Source organism: Spirulina subsalsa CS-330 (assembly GCF_028330765.1).
Classification (GTDB): Bacteria; Cyanobacteriota; Cyanobacteriia; order Cyanobacteriales; family Spirulinaceae; genus Spirulina; species Spirulina subsalsa_A.
The window spans coordinates 1-15016 of record NZ_JAQMTY010000230.1 but is presented as its reverse complement, the minus strand read 5'-3'; the positions used below and the strand labels follow the sequence as shown (position 1 = coordinate 15016).

The 15016-nt window shown below is 55.9% G+C and carries 14 protein-coding genes; 10 read left to right on the top strand and 4 right to left on the bottom strand.

Annotated elements, in window-relative coordinates:
- The first annotated feature begins 291 nt into the window (after window positions 1-291).
- The gene (locus PN477_RS16020; protein ID WP_272121398.1) at window positions 292-558 is read left to right on the top strand and encodes a hypothetical protein; all 267 of its coding nucleotides are present in this window, start codon (window positions 292-294) and stop codon (window positions 556-558) included.
- A gap of 252 nt (window positions 559-810) precedes the next feature.
- Here the strand turns inward: PN477_RS16020 and PN477_RS16015 are convergent, their stop codons facing one another.
- Entirely contained in the window at window positions 811-1728 is a 918-nt protein-coding gene (locus PN477_RS16015) for an MORN repeat-containing protein (RefSeq protein WP_272147444.1), read from the bottom strand.
- A 146-nt stretch (window positions 1729-1874) separates the two neighbouring features.
- Here PN477_RS16015 and PN477_RS16010 point away from each other — a divergent pair, with 146 nt between their 5' ends.
- Both PN477_RS16010 and rdgB read left to right on the top strand, forming a co-directional pair.
- A complete protein-coding gene (locus PN477_RS16010) occupies window positions 1875-2378 on the top strand; it encodes a phycobiliprotein lyase (RefSeq protein WP_272121394.1) in 504 nt (167 codons plus the stop codon).
- Window position 2379: 1 nt separating this feature from the next.
- A complete protein-coding gene (rdgB, locus tag PN477_RS16005; RefSeq protein ID WP_272121392.1) occupies window positions 2380-2961 on the top strand; it encodes an RdgB/HAM1 family non-canonical purine NTP pyrophosphatase in 582 nt (193 codons plus the stop codon).
- A 45-nt stretch (window positions 2962-3006) separates the two neighbouring features.
- Here the strand turns inward: rdgB and hslO are convergent, their stop codons facing one another.
- Window positions 3007-3903: an Hsp33 family molecular chaperone HslO gene (gene hslO, locus PN477_RS16000; protein WP_272121390.1), complete on the bottom strand. Its 897-nt coding sequence runs from the start codon at window positions 3901-3903 to the stop codon at window positions 3007-3009.
- Between the two features lie 219 nt (window positions 3904-4122).
- On the opposite strand from hslO, the gene PN477_RS15995 reads away from it, so the two are divergent.
- Both PN477_RS15995 and PN477_RS15990 read left to right on the top strand, forming a co-directional pair.
- Complete coding sequence (locus PN477_RS15995; RefSeq protein WP_417158839.1) at window positions 4123-5673, top strand: M16 family metallopeptidase; 1551 nt, start codon at window positions 4123-4125, stop codon at window positions 5671-5673.
- A gap of 36 nt (window positions 5674-5709) precedes the next feature.
- Window positions 5710-7197 (top strand): M16 family metallopeptidase, encoded by a 1488-nt coding sequence (locus PN477_RS15990; RefSeq protein WP_272121386.1) that lies wholly within the window; start codon window positions 5710-5712, stop codon window positions 7195-7197.
- A 255-nt stretch (window positions 7198-7452) separates the two neighbouring features.
- Here the strand turns inward: PN477_RS15990 and PN477_RS15985 are convergent, their stop codons facing one another.
- Window positions 7453-8646: a BMP family ABC transporter substrate-binding protein gene (locus PN477_RS15985; protein WP_272121384.1), complete on the bottom strand. Its 1194-nt coding sequence runs from the start codon at window positions 8644-8646 to the stop codon at window positions 7453-7455.
- Window positions 8647-8775: 129 nt separating this feature from the next.
- Complete coding sequence (locus PN477_RS15980; RefSeq protein WP_272121382.1) at window positions 8776-8973, bottom strand: hypothetical protein; 198 nt, start codon at window positions 8971-8973, stop codon at window positions 8776-8778.
- Here PN477_RS15980 and lspA point away from each other — a divergent pair.
- The 5 genes from lspA to PN477_RS15955 all read left to right on the top strand — a co-directional run bounded on the left by lspA (window position 8959) and on the right by PN477_RS15955 (window position 14790).
- A complete protein-coding gene (lspA, locus tag PN477_RS15975; protein WP_272121380.1) occupies window positions 8959-9447 on the top strand; it encodes a signal peptidase II in 489 nt (162 codons plus the stop codon). The genes PN477_RS15980 and lspA overlap by 15 nt on opposite strands.
- Window positions 9444-11660 carry a transglycosylase domain-containing protein gene (locus PN477_RS15970; protein WP_272121379.1) on the top strand — a complete coding sequence of 739 codons (2217 nt, stop codon included), beginning with the start codon at window positions 9444-9446 and terminating at the stop codon, window positions 11658-11660. Before lspA ends, PN477_RS15970 begins: the two co-directional genes overlap by 4 nt.
- Before the next feature lie 69 nt (window positions 11661-11729).
- Window positions 11730-13379, top strand: a complete 1650-nt coding sequence (locus tag PN477_RS15965; protein ID WP_272121377.1) for an NAD+ synthase — start codon at window positions 11730-11732, stop codon at window positions 13377-13379.
- A gap of 84 nt (window positions 13380-13463) precedes the next feature.
- Window positions 13464-14168, top strand: coding sequence for a DUF4230 domain-containing protein (locus PN477_RS15960; RefSeq protein WP_272121375.1), 705 nt, complete (start codon window positions 13464-13466; stop codon window positions 14166-14168).
- Window positions 14169-14568: 400 nt separating this feature from the next.
- On the top strand, window positions 14569-14790 hold the full coding sequence (locus PN477_RS15955) for a hypothetical protein (protein ID WP_272121373.1): 222 nt from the start codon (window positions 14569-14571) through the stop codon (window positions 14788-14790).
- Window positions 14791-15016 lie beyond the last annotated feature (226 nt).

The window sequence follows — 15016 nt, the reverse complement described above, 5'->3', positions numbered from 1 at the left end:
AGGATAAATCAATGGCGTTAGTCGTTGAGCCTAGCAACCCTCTGCAACTCTCGTTGTTTGAGTGGATAAATGGTCAGGTAACTGGCTGTTCAGAATCTCCCACTATAGCCCGTAGGGTTTAGTGGGGGAGTATGTCAATGCTGTAACGTACCTAGACACAGTGTTGGAGACTCCGGATCATGATGCGCGATCGCACTCTGTTCACCCCATACACCCCTAAACGTGAGCAGTGGTGTGCTTGGCCGACACTGGTGCGATACCGTGTGTTATGGTGTGCTGAATTTGGAGGTGATGATGAAAAAACGATTGAGTTGTAAAGCACTGTCTTTAGCGTTGTATCAAGAAGTGGCGGCCCAGTTGCGACAGGTTCAGGGAGTATTATCAGTAGAAATTGAGCTGCAAGAGGAGACTGCCTTTGATTATGCCCACAGTCAAGTGGGAGCGCTACTGCTAACGTTGAGTGATGATCTCCCACCAGCCTCTGACCTTCAACTACAAACTATTTTGGATTATTATGCTCAATCATTCGGTTTATGGCACGAAGTCGAATACGCCTAAAGCTTGATTAAGCGTCTAAAAGACTGAGGCACAATAGTTAGATCTTGACTACTTGCCAGGACTGTAGTCTTAGATATGCCGTGCCTAGTGGTATGGCACACGTTAAGTAGTGGGTTACGGCGGATTGCTGAATTGCAGTGATGGCAGGAGTTTAAGCAGCCCAACCCACCCCACAATAAAGCTTGATTTTAGCTGTGCCATAACACTAGGATTAGATTGCTCGGCATCAGGATTTCCAGGTTAATTCAATTCCTATGGTGCAGGTTCTCCAAGCCGAAACTGGCCTTCATAAACTCGGCCATCAGCGTAACGCATACGCCCTACACCATGGGGTGCGCCAAGACGTAGCTCTCCAGTATAGTTATCACCATTACCAAAAAAACATGACCCCTGACCACTTAATGTCACGTCATTAAACTGTCCTTGGCACCGAGTGCCATCGGGAAATGATAGATTCCCGCTGCCATTGGGTTGTCCTCTCCAAAAATTGCCTGAAAACCGAGTACATTGGAGTTGTCCATTCTGTTGGGCACAAGAATTGTAGGTAAAGGTTCCTTGCCCGTGAGGAGCCCCATTCTGAAATAAGCCATCATAGCGATAGCACCGTACATCACCATCATAGTTTCGACAATTGCGATAAACCATCGACCCACGTCCGGAGGGCTGACCATCAAGGACTTCCCCATAGTAGCGATTGTCACGAAAAATGAATAAGCCAATCCCATTAGGCAAACCGTTACGCACATCTCCTTGATAGCGGTTGTCATTGCCATAGACGAATTTCCCTTTGCCGTGAGGAACTCCGTTCAAAAATTCGCCGTTGTAGATAGTCCGAAAGTTGCTGTCCTCGTCTCCGTTATCAGCTTCTTCTTCGTCGTAATAGTAGAAAATGCCGCTCCCATGCCGCCGACCGTTGAGAATGTCACCCCGGTAGTAGCCGTCAGGATATTGACAGATGCCGTTGCCGGTGTAGCCTTGGAATTGGCCTTCACAGCGAACGCCGTCGGGGAGGGTGATGATGTATTGAGCTTGGGCGGCGGGGGGAGCGAGGAGGGTGGCGATCGCTTGCAAGCCCAACGTTGCGGCAACCCCAACACCGAGAGCCGTCAGACGTTGCAGAATGCTTGTTGTCCTGTGGGGAGTGGTGACCATAAACATTCCTGAACTCATGAAAATCTGTGGGTGAAGCCCGTCAATTGAAACTGACGAAGGGAAATTCAACCCTAGTCTAGCTTGGAATTTCCCAATCGGAACAGAGAAGACCAATACGGTAAGATGGGAAGATTGTGAACGCCTTTAGAATAGTTTGATCGCCCATGGATATTAAGACTTTTATGGAGCAATGTGTGGGCAAGTGGTTTGCCCAACGCACCTGTTATCAACTCACAGAGAACCAGTCAGAGAGCGCGAAAGCGGAAGTCACCATGGCCTGGCTCGCGACCGATGCAGCTCCCATCCAAACCCTCTGCGCAAATGCGGCGATCGCACCGGAAACCGTCTGGGGTGGCCTTGATATTCACTGGGATAATTCCGTTGATTCGGGGCAACCGAAACAAGTAGGCGGTACGGTGATGGCCTTCGCTGCCCCGAACGCCCCCAGCCCCAGCGGCCAACTGCTCCGGGCCGATCTAGCGGTGGGAACCTATGACCTCGGCGCAGATGAGACGCTCACCCTGACGGTGCAGGATGGCCCGCGCCACTACGAAGAGCGGATCTGGTTTGCTAGTGAAAATTTACGGTTTCGGACGGTGACGATCCAAAACGATGGGGTGATTTGCCAAGCGGCGTTTTACTCTGAAATTCGACGGATGCAAAGTTAAGATGACACGCTTTGTTGTTGCGACGGGAAATCCGGGCAAAATCCCTGAAATGTCGGTCTATCTAGCGGATTTGGGGGTGGATTTGGTGATGAAGCCGCCGGACTTGGAGATTGAGGAAACGGGGACAACGTTTCTGGAAAATGCGGCGTTAAAAGCGTCTCAGGTGGCGCTAGCGGTGGGAGACTGGGCGATCGCCGATGATTCGGGCCTCGCCGTTGATGCCCTCAACGGTGCGCCAGGTCTTTATTCCGCCCGCTATGGCACGACCGATGCCGATCGCATTGCTCGTCTCTTGACAGCATTAGGAGACACAGAACAGCGATCGGCGCAATTTATCTGTGCGCTGGCGATCGCGGCTCCCGATGGTGCGATCGCCCTCCAGGCCGAAGGCATCTGCCCAGGGGAAATCCTCACCGCCCCCCAAGGCACAGGCGGCTTTGGCTATGACCCAATTTTTTATGTTCCCGACGTGGGTTTAAGTTTCGCCCAAATGTCCGCCGCCCAAAAAGACGCGATCAGCCATCGGGGCCGCGCCTTTCAAACCCTCCTTGCCCAATGGTCAACCCTGCCCTTTTCTGAGTAACACAGCAGGCAAGGGGCTTTAAGCCCCTTGTTGCTCAGGCTTACCTTAGCCTAACTCTGTCTCTAAATCTGCGATCAGTTGGTTGAGATGTGCCACATCAGCTTGATACACTTCACCGCAAAAATGGCAGGTGGCTTCGGCTCCCTTGTCTTTTTCGATCATGTCTTTGAGTTCCGGCACGCCGAACAGTTTTAAGGCCCCTAACGCCCGATCAAAGGAACAGTCGCATTGGTAGCGCACCATCTGCACTTCCGGGAAAATCTGGAGGCCGAGATCGCCGAGGAGACTGTTCAAGATATCCGGTAGGGTTTTGCCGGCCTGCAATAGAGGGGTAAACCCTTGGATGGCTCCGATCCGACTTTCGAGCAGTTCTACTAAAGAATCATCACGGGCGGCCTTGGGCAGCACTTGCAACAGCAGACCCCCGGCCGCCGTCACGCCCTCCGCCCCGACAAACACCCCCACTAATAGGGCCGATGGGGTTTGTTCAGAGGTGAGGAGGTAATGGGCCACATCCTCGCCAATTTCCCCCGATACTAATTCCACGGTGCTGGAATAGGGGTAGCCGTAGCCCACATCGCGCACGACGTAAAGAAAGCCGTTACCGATCGCACCTCCCACATCCAGTTTGCCCCGCGCATTGGGGGGAATCTCCACCGCTGGGTGAATCACATAGCCCCGCACGGTTCCGTCTAGCCCCGCATCAACGAGGAGACCGCCCAGGGGGCCATCACTGCGCACCCGTAAATTCACCCGCGAGCCGGGCTGCTTCATGCTGGAGGCGAGGAGTAAACCGGAGGCCATGGCCCGTCCGAGGGCGGCAGTGGCGACATAGGACAGGGTGTGGCGTTGACGAGCGTCTTCGGTTAAACGGGTGCTAATCACGCCCACGGCGCGGATTCCTCCGTCGGCGGCGGTGGCGCGAATGAGTTGGTCTGCCATGTAATGATGAACTGCGGTGATTGAGTGGTTTTCCTTGAAATACCATAGCGAATTTTGCTGTCTTCCCTGCATGGCCGGGCGGATTTCTGGGACAGGTTGCGGCAGATTGCTAAAAAATTAAGGCACTATTAAAAGGAATGATCCCTGTCTGGATGATGCCATTGCCGCTGTTGGGCAGTGGTTTGCCCTTGAGATGACTATTGTTTGAGAAGTCCCCCTATGCCTGTGATGCGATCGCACCCTCGAATTCAACCCCTGGCCCTTGGTTTGAGCCTGGTTCTATGTCTCTGGTGTCTCTTCACCCCCAGCGCCGCCGCCCAAACCCCCAGCGCCTCAATGCAGCCCTACCTCGACCGGGTGAAAGCCAACATCACCGAATTCACCCTCGATAACGGCCTAAAATTCATTGTCCTTGAGCGGCACGATGCCCCGGTGGTGTCCTTCGCCACCTATGCCGATGTGGGGGGCGTGGATGAGCCGGACGGCCAAACCGGAGTCGCGCACTTTTTAGAACATTTGGCCTTCAAAGGCACAACGAAAATCGGCACTCGTGACTACGCTGCCGAAGTGAAATTACTCGACCAGTTGGACGACCTCAACGCCCAGATCAAAGCCGCCCAAACCGAGGGCGATACCGACAATCTCGACGCACTGAACGCCCAATTTGAAGCCCTACAAGCGGAAGCGGGGGAACTGGCGATCCAAAATCAATTTGGGCAAATTGTGGAGCAGGCCGGTGGCGTGGGTCTCAATGCGGCCACCTCGGCGGACTATACGATCTACACCTACAGCCTGCCCTCCAATAAGCTGGAATTGTGGATGTCGCTAGAATCGGAACGCTTTTTAGATCCAGTGTTTCGGGAATTTTTTAAAGAACAGCAAGTGATCCTCGAAGAGCGGCGCTGGCGCACGGACAATTCCCCGGTGGGTCAGATGGTGGAGGCGTTTCTCGATGCCGCCTATACCGCCCATCCCTACGGCCGCCCGGTGATTGGCTACAACGAAGACATCCGCAATTTAACCCGGCAAAATGTCCACGACTTTTTTGAAACCTACTATGTGCCGAATAATTTGACCGTGGCGATCGTGGGGGATGTGCAACCGCGTCGGGTCAAACAGTTGGCACAAACCTATTTTGGCCGCTATCCGAGCCGGCCGGAGGCCCCGGAAGTGACGGTGGTGGAACCGCCCCAAACCGAACCCCGGAGCGTCACCCTCAAGCTGGAGTCTGAACCCTGGTATCTCGAAGGCTATCACCGCCCCAACTTGATGCACCCTGATAGCATGGCCTACGACTTGATGGCGGCGATCTTGAGTGATGGTCGCACGTCGCGGCTCTATAAGTCCCTGGTGCAAGAGCAGCAGGTTGCGCTCTCAGCGGCGGGCTTTGGTGGCTTTCCGGGGGATAAGTACCCGAATATGTTGCTGTTTTATGCGATGACGGCTCCGGGCCAGGATGTGGAAACGGTGGCAACGGCACTCCATGGCGAGATTGAACGGTTAAAGACGGAACCGGTGACAGCCCAGGAGTTGGAACGGGTGAAGAATCAGGCGAAGGCGGGATTGTTGCGATCGCTCGATTCCAACAGCGGTATGTCGCGCCTGCTGTCGGAATATGACGGCAAAACCGGCGATTGGCGCAATGTGTTCCGCTATCTAGATGCGATCGACACCGTTACCCCCGCCCAAATTCAACGCATTGCCCAAGAAACCTTTGTCCCAACCAACCAAACCATTGGGAAAATTCTCAACCAAAACACCCCCAACTAAGCCCTAGTCCTCCAGCAATTATTGAACACTCTCACTATGCGTCAACGATTTTTCTTTCTCGGTCGGCAAGCGGTTTGGCTGAAACGACTGCTCCTCGTCTGCGGTTCCCTGCTGATGGTTGTTCTCTCTGCTCCCACGGTGGCCGCTGCCACGGCCCAGCATTATACCGATTTGGACTTTCCACCCCTGCGAGCGGTGGAACTCCCGGACTATGAACGCTACACCCTCCCCAATGGCATTGTGGTCTATCTCGTTGAAGATCATGAATTGCCCCTCGTGGATGGTCAGGCCCTGTTCCGGACAGGCGATCGCCTCGAACCCAGCGATAAAGTGGGCCTCGCAAGCATCACCGGGGCGGTGCTGCGCAACGGCGGCACAACGGAACATAGCCCCGATGAAATCAATGAATTTCTCGAACAACGGGCCGCTGCAATTGAAACGGGGATTGATTCTTCCTCCGGCAGTGCCAGTTTTAGCAGCCTCAGTGAAGACCTCGAACCCGTGTTTGATCTGTTCGCCGAAGTGCTTCAGCATCCCGCCTTTCGGGAGGATAAAATCGCCCTCGAAAAGCAACAATGGCAAGGCGCGATCGCCCGTCGCAACGATAACCCCGACGACATCGCCCGCCGGGAATTTGACAAACACATCTACGGCCCCAATCATCCCTACGCCCGCACCGTTGAATACACCAACCTCGACAATATCGAGCGGGCAGATCTGATCCAGTTCTATCAACAATCGTTCCGCCCCGAACAGATGCTCCTGGGGATTGTGGGGGATTTTGACCCAGCGGTGATGAAAGCGAAGATCGCCGCCGCCTTTGGGGATTGGCAGCCCGCAGCGGTGGCCAGCCTGCCGGAGTTGCCCGCTGTGGAGCAGGTCAATCCGGGGAATCTCTTTTTTGTCGAGCAGCCCCAACTGACCCAGAGTTATATCTACGTGGGGCATTTGGGCGGCGAATTGAGCAACCCCGACTATCCGGCGTTGAGTGTGATGAATGGCGTGTTAAATGGTTTTGGGGGCCGGTTGTTTAATGAGGTGCGATCGCGCCAAGGCCTCGCCTATTCCGTCTATGGTTTTTGGAGTCCCCGCTATGACTATCCGGGCCTGTTCATTGCCGGGGGTCAAACCCGCTCTGATGCCACTGTCCCCTTTATTACCGCCCTCCAAACGGAAATCAACGCGATTCGCACCACCCTCGTTTCCGATCCGGAACTCGCCTACGCCAAAGAATCGATTTTGAATTCCTTTGTGTTTAATTTTCAATCCCCATCCCAACTGATTTCTCGGTTGATGCGGTACGAATATTATGGCTATCCCCCGGACTTCATCTTCAGCTACCAAGAAGCCGTCAAACGCACCACGGCCCAAGACATTCTCCAAGCCGCCCAAACCCATCTCAACCCGGAGCAACTCACGATGTTAATTGTCGGGAATTCGGCCGCCATTGATCCCCCCTTGGACACCCTCGGCGAAACCGTGCAAACCGTCGATATCACCATCCCCCAGCCCCAAAACTCGTAACCCCCTCAAGAGCCACCCGGCGACATTCTTGCCGCATCTCTCTCTCAACACAATTGGGAGAGAGATTTTTTTGATCCATCTTTGCCACAGAATGCCGAGATCCCACTCCAATCAAGCCGGGGGGTGATGCTGAGGCGATCGCAGCTTGTGAGGGTGGGGATGGTTTGGCGGTAAACAACTATCCCACAAAACCATCAAGACCTTATCAACCCTGGTCTTGTGGAATAGATTGCTCGCCCGTTTCGTTAAATCAGGCTAGCCTTCGACACTGCCATCCACACCTTCGACGAGCCAATCCATCGTCTCTAGTTCTACGGCGGTTTGCTCCAACTCTTCCCCGGCCGGGATTTTCACCTCGCCGGTGTTGTCCTGGATTTCGCCGGTATAAATCACCATCGAACTATCGGCAAACATCGCCTTGACTTCTTCGGCTTGGGCTTTGGCTTCATCACTGACAGCCGGGCCAAAGTCGGAGAGCTTCCAGAATCCGGATTCTAAGCCCCCCCGGACAATGTGGGGAATGTCGCCGTTCATCAAGGTTTTGCCCGCTTGCAGCCATTCCACATATTGGGTGTAAATCGAAGTCCAATCCCATTCCGCCCCAGTGAGATAGCCTTCCGGTGCCAGGGCCGACTGGTCGGCATGATAGCCGCTGCTATACATACCGCGCCGTTCGGCGGTTTCGATCACCACCTTCGGGCTATCCACATGGCAGGTGACGACATCAATGCCTTGGTCGGCCATGCTGTTAACGGCTTCGGCTTCTTTCACTGGCTCGGCCCAATCCCCGGTAAAGATGACCTGGGTGGTCACGTCGGGGTTGACGCTTTTCGCGCCGAGGGTAAACCCGTTGATATTCCGCAAGACTTGGGGGATGGGTTTGGCGGCGACAAAGCCGAGTTTATTGCTTTCGGTGGTTAAGCCAGCTACGATGCCCGCCACATATTGGGCTTCGTCGATGTAGCCGAAATAGCTGCCGATGTTGTCGGGCATATCATCGGTGTAGAGACCGCCAGCATGGAAGAATTGAACGTCGGGGAATTCTTCGGCTAGTTTCAAAATGTGGGGGTCAAAGTAGCCGAAGGAGGTGGGAAACAGCACCGTTGCGCCGTCGATTTCGATCATGCTGCGCATCGCTTCTTCCACTTCGCTGGTTTCGGGGACGCTGGCTTGTTCGACGATCTTCACGCCGGGCAGTTCTGCGATCGCCGCTGCCCCTTCGGCGTGGGCTTGGTTATAGCCAAAGTCATCCTTGGGCCCCACATAGAGAAACCCAATCACCAACTCTTCGCTGCCGCCACCACTGGCCGCCTCATCACCCTCATCACCGCCTTCCTGAGCAGGGGTGCAGCCAGTACCAAATTTAGCGGTGAGGCCAAACGCGGTGGTGGCCAGCAAACCACGTAGCACTTGGCGGCGTGAAAACGGGAATTGTTTTGGGGGTTGCATCAATTCTAATCTCCTCAATGATGATCAAGTGGTTACTATCAAGCTGTTGATTTCTGCAAGTGGGAATTGGGCAGGGGGGTAGATCACGCCCCAACGCCATACCCTAGATGACTGGAAGATCTACCAGAATTAGCACAGTTTGGCCTCTAAAATCGTAGCGGAGATGACCCGATAGAGATTGACACCATCACCCGCCTTGGGCAGCCAAGCGATCATTTCCCCTGACCCCAACGTGGGCATCACACCAAGGCAGCCGCGATCGCGCCTCTCTTTTTCTGTAATACTAAAAAACGCACGCTTTTTTCTCCTGCCATGACTCTTCGCCATTCTTTGCTCAAACACCGCGCCTTCTGGCTCATGGCACTGTTGGGGCTGGCATTGGATCAAGTGACGAAATATTGGGTGATGCACCATTTTCAGCAAATTGGTGAGACGATTCCCCTCGTGCCGGGAATTTTTCACTTTACCTATGTGGTGAATACCGGGGCGGCCTTTAGTCTCTTTGCTGGGGGGGCGGATTGGTTGCGGTGGCTGTCGTTGCTGGTGAGTTTGGGGCTGATGGCCTATGCCTGGTGGGGGCCAAAAATGGCGACCTTAGAACAAGTGGGCTATGGGTTGATTCTGTCGGGGGCGTTGGGCAATGGAATTTGCCGCTTTTTGTATCGCCATGTGGTGGATTTTCTCGATTTTCGGTGGATTAATTTCCCCGTGTTCAATCTGGCGGATGTCTTCATTAATATAGGGATTATTTGTCTGCTTTATCTGTCGTTTCGTCCCCCTGTCGAGCAGCCGCGTCTATGAGCACGAATCCCCTGACGCAATTCGTCACCCAACTCGTCCAACAGGTGAATACGGCCTTGGCGTTGAAGCCGGGGGCGCGGGTGCCGGAGCTTTGGGTGCAGACAGCGGAGGAGGAACAGGCGGCGGTGCATCGGTTAGTGGGCGATCGCTACCTCCTCGGCCGCAGTTCCCGCGCCAGTGATATCGTCGTCCGTAACCCGGTGGTCAGTCAGCTTCACCTCTCCCTGAGCCGCGACCCGGAACATCCCCGCCAATTCATCCTCAAAGACGAAAAATCCACCAACGGCATCTACATCGGGCGGCGGCGGTTGAAGTCCCTAATGTTGCGCCATGGGGATGTCTTGACCCTGGGGCCGCCGGAATTGGCCAACGGGGTACGGTTGCAATACCACAACCCGCCGCCGAAATGGGTGCGCGGCCTGCAATACGCCCTTTATGGGGTGGGGGGGCTGACGGGGTTGGTGACGTTGGGGATTTTGGTGGAATGGTCGAAAATTCCGGTCTATCCGCTGCCGTCGGGGGTGGAAGGGCCGGTGATGGTCTATTCCCGCGATCAAACCCCCCTGCGCCAATTGCCAACGCGATCGCACCAAGAACTCGACCGCCTGCGGGACTTTTCCCCCTATCTCCCCGACGCGGTGATCGCCTCCGAAGATAGCCGCTACTACTGGCATTTGGGGGTTGATCCCCTGGGAATTTTGCGGGCGGTGATCGTCAACTTGCAACGGCAGGGCATCGCCCAGGGCGCGAGTACCGTAACGCAGCAGTTGGCGCGGAGTTTGTACCCGGACTATGTGGGGCGGGACAATACAGCGGGGCGGAAAATTCGCGAGGCGATCGTCGCGCTGAAGCTCGAAACCTTTTACAGCAAAGATGAGTTGTTGCGCACCTATTTAAACCGGGTGTATTTAGGGGTGGGGAGTTATGGATTTGAGGATGCGGCGCAGTTTTATTTTGATAAGTCGGCGGCGGATGTGAACCTGGTAGAAGCCACGTCATTGGTGGCGATTCTCCCGGCTCCCAATGCCTATAACCCGGTGCAGGATTACGATACGGCGGTGCAGTTGCGCGATCGCATCATTGAACGGATGGCGCAAATGGGGATGATTTCCCAAGACGAAGCGAACCAGGCGCGGCGATCGCGGATTGAAGTCAGCCCCACGGCGGAGGAAACCCTCAGCAACACGATCGCCCCCTATTTTTACAGCTACATCTTCACCGAACTCCGCGAACGTCTGGGGGAGAGCCTGGCCCGGGAAGGTAACTTCATCGTTGAAACGGGCCTCGACATTGACAAGCAAGACGCTGCCGAAGCCGCGTTAACAACCGCCGTTGAACAAAGCGGGGGCCGCGTCGGGTTTAGCCAGGGTGCGATCGTCACCCTCGACAGCAGTACCGGGACAATTCTCGCCCTGGTCGGGGGGCTAGACTTCGCCGCCAGCCAGTTTAACCGCGCCACCTCCGCCCAGCGGCAGCCCGGCTCCACCTTTAAACTCTTTGCCTATGCGGCCGCGTTGGATCAAGGCATCTCAGCGGGAAAGGCCTATGATTGCAGCCCCGTCACCTGGCAGGGGCAACGCTATCGGGGCTGTGAACGGAGCAGCGGCGCGATTAATATGTATCGGGGCATGGCGCAGTCGGAAAATGCGGTGGCGATTCGGGTGGCGCAGGATGTGGGCCTCGATGGCTTGATTGCAATGGCGCGGCGGTTGGGGATTCAGTCCGAGTTGCGATCGTCGCCGGGGTTGGTGTTGGGGGAAAGTGAAACGAATGTGTTGGAAATGACCGGGGCCTATGGTGCGATCGCCAACAATGGCCAATGGAACCGCCCCCACGCCATCACCCGCGTCCTCGATAGCGGCGACTGCGTTGATCCCAACGATCCCCAAACCTGCCGCGTCATCTACGATGCGAGCCAAGACCGCACCGGCCAACGGCAAGCCATCAGCGCCCCCATCGCCCAAACCTTGACCACCTTCCTCCAAGGCGTGATCCAAGGCGGTACGGGGAGTCGAGCCGCGATCGGCTACGGCGAAGCGGGAAAAACCGGAACCACAGATAACGCCGTCGATCTTTGGTTTATCGGCTATGTCCCTGGCCGCAACCTCACCACCGGCATCTGGCTCGGCAACGATGACAACAGCCCCACCCGTGGCAGCAGCAGCAACGCCGCCCAACTCTGGCGCGACTACATGGGCAAAATCGTCCCCTAGGGCAGGGACAGCGATCGCGCCCGCGTCGGGTACGCTGAAAGCAAACCCCTGATCCAGACTCCCATCGCCATGAAACTTGCGATCGCTCAACTCAACCCCACCATCGGCGACCTCAGCGGCAATGCCCGCCACATTCTCACCGCTGCCCAAAGCGCGATCGCCCAAGGCGCAGACCTCCTCCTCACCCCTGAACTCTCCCTCTGTGGCTATCCCCCCCGCGACCTCCTCCTCAAACCGGGGTTCATCACCGCCATGCGCCACGAAGTCCAAGCCCTCGCCCAGCAACTCCCGCCCCAACTCACGGTGTTAATCGGTGTCGTCGAACGCAACGCCCAAGCCGCCACCACCGGCCAAAAACCCCTGTTTAACAGCATTGCCCTCGTCTCCGGCGGCACGGTGCAGCGCCTCTTTCCCAAACGCCTATTACCCACCTACGATGTATTTGACGAAGACCGTTATTTTGAACCCGGTCTGAAACCCAACCTCTTCACCCTCAACGGCCTCAAGATTGGGGTCACGATCTGCGAAGACCTCTGGAATGATGATCAGTTTTGGGGGAAACGCCTCTACGCCAGCGACCCGATCGCAGAACTGGCGGAATGGGGGGTGGATTTGATTGTCAATTTATCAGCCTCGCCCTATCGGGTGGGGGTGCAGTCGGTGCGAGAAGCGATGCTCAGCCACGCCGCCCAACGGTTTAACGTGCCGATTTTCTACGTGAATCAGGTGGGGGGGAATGATGATTTGGTGTTTGACGGTCAGAGTGTGGGGGTGGATGCCACGGGGCAAGTGGTCTATCGGGCGGCGGCCTTTGGGCCGGATCTCCTCACCTTGACCGACCTCGCACCGCCTGCCCCCCGCCCGATCGCGCCCCGTCTCGAACCGGAGGCGGAACTCTGGGGGGCGCTGGTGTTGGGGGTGCGGGACTACGGGCGAAAATGTGGGTTTGCGCGGGCGGTGTTGGGGTTGAGTGGGGGGATTGATTCGGCGTTGGTGGCAGCGATCGCGGCCGAAGCCCTCGGCCCGGAAAATGTGCTGGGGGTGTTGATGCCGTCCCCCTACAGTTCCGATCATTCCCTCACCGATGCGATCGCCCTGGCGGAAAATCTGGGCATTGAACACCGGACGATCGCCATTCAACCGGCCATGACAGCCTTTGATCAACTGCTCGATCCGCTTTTTGCTGGCACTGAATTCGGGGTGGCGGAGGAAAATTTACAATCTCGGATTCGGGGCAATGTGTTAATGGCGATCGCGAATAAATTCGGCCATCTGCTCCTCTCCACGGGCAATAAATCGGAAATGGCCGTGGGCTATTGCACCCTCTACGGCGACATGAATGGCGGTTTGGCCGTGATTGCCGATGTGCCCAAAACCCAAGTGTTTAAACTCTGCCATTGGCTCAACCGCGATCGCAACCTGATCCCCCCTAACATCCTCACCAAACCCCCCAGCGCCGAACTCAAACCCGGCCAAGTGGATCAAGATTCCCTCCCCCCCTACGATGTGTTGGACGATATTTTGGCGCGGTATGTGGAGAACCATGAAGCGATCGCCGACATCGTTGCCGCTGGTCATGATCCCGCCGTGGTGGAAACCGTGGTGCGCCTCGTCACCCGCGCCGAATTCAAACGCCGCCAAGCCCCACCGGGCCTAAAAATGACCGATCGCGCCTTTGGTACGGGTTGGCGGATGCCCATCGCCTGCCGTCACGGGTAATCAAGCCGGATTGTTATAGTCGAGAGAGGGCGAGGGCGATCGCTCTCCCTCGGTTCCTTGATTACTCCATACTGGCTTACTGCTATGCGTCTCACCGCCTTGATGACCCGCTTGGGTAAAGCCTTACCGTTTGTGACGGGAACAGCCGTAGCGATCGCCGTCCTGATCACTGTCGATACGATCCGGACGGGCGGGGCCTGGTTGCAACGCCTCGGCCAAGGGTTGCAGATCACCACCTCCGAGGCCCAGGTGGATGTTACATCGTTAATCGTGACGCAAATTCGCCAAGCCAGCGAACTCACCACAGCGGTCTACACCCTTGAAACCATTGTCCCCGCTGCCCAGAGTCGAGAATGGGCGGGGCTGACGGTAGGAACCACCAAATTGCTCTACATCGCCCATGGCAAGGTGCGAGCGGGGATTGATTTAAGCCAATTACAGCCGGAAGATGTGACGATCCAGGGGGATGCCCTGATGGTGCGCCTGCCTGCTCCGGAAATTTTAGACCGAGCTATTGATGTGGAGCGATCGCAGGTGTACGACTACGATCGCGGCTTCCTCAATCTTGGCCCCGATGTCGCCCCTGATCTCCAAAGCCGCGCCCAACGGGAAACCCTCGCCCGCATTACCGCCGCCGCCTGCGACCAAGGCATCCTCGACCAAGCCAGCGATCGCGCCGAAGCGGCGATCGCCCAACTCCTCACCCTCGCCGGCTACACCCAAGTCACCGTCCAAACCGCCACCCCCCAAACCTGCGCTCTATCGCCCCAAGCATCCCCCTCCTCGTGATCAAAATCACCCGTTCGTCTCTGGGGGGGAACATCCCCAAAAGGCCCATGCTACGGTTGAGCATCGGTATTTTGGGGCGGTTCTTCGGGGGTCGCATCCTCACCCTTTGATTTCGATCATCCCCCCTGAACATCCCCCATCGGTTGATCGAAATCACACCGACAGGTCAGTATTATCACGCGATCGCTTCGATCCCTATCGCACCATCCTCACCCCTGCAATCACGCCTAGACCCCAAAAATATCACCGCTCAAGCCCACGTATATCAAGGCGTTGAGCGGTTTTTCCTCGGACAATAGGTGCAGTCCTTCAGAGGTTGGTTGTGATGACATCTCCCCTACCGAAACGCCCCCCCGTTCTAGATCTGAATCATTTGAAAATCTTATGTTGCTATGACCTGGTGATTGTTTGTTCCGACTCCAATCGCCAATATCGCCTTGCGACCACCCAAGTTTCCTTTTGTGGTCTCGATGAACCGACCCAAGCCCTGCTCCTGGAGCAAGGCTATGCGCCGCCCCTGACCTGCGATCGCCACGGGAGTTTCGTCTGTCCTGTGCCACTTCATAACCCCACAGCGACACCTATCTTAAATGCAAAAAGAGGACTCCCGCTACACCATTAGTAGCGGTGAGATGAATTTTTGCCAACAAATAAACCGACCAACGGGAGACGACTGAATTCAGTTTTGTGTTAAAGTCGGAAGGCCAACGCACCCAAGTGTGCCTAGAGGGGCAAGATTGGTGGTTCTCGCCAGATAAAATGTCCGACCAAAAAGAAATACCTGATCACAGGGGCGGCATAGTTTATGAAGGAGAAATCGAAACATAACTAAGTTTTTGTTGTCTGCT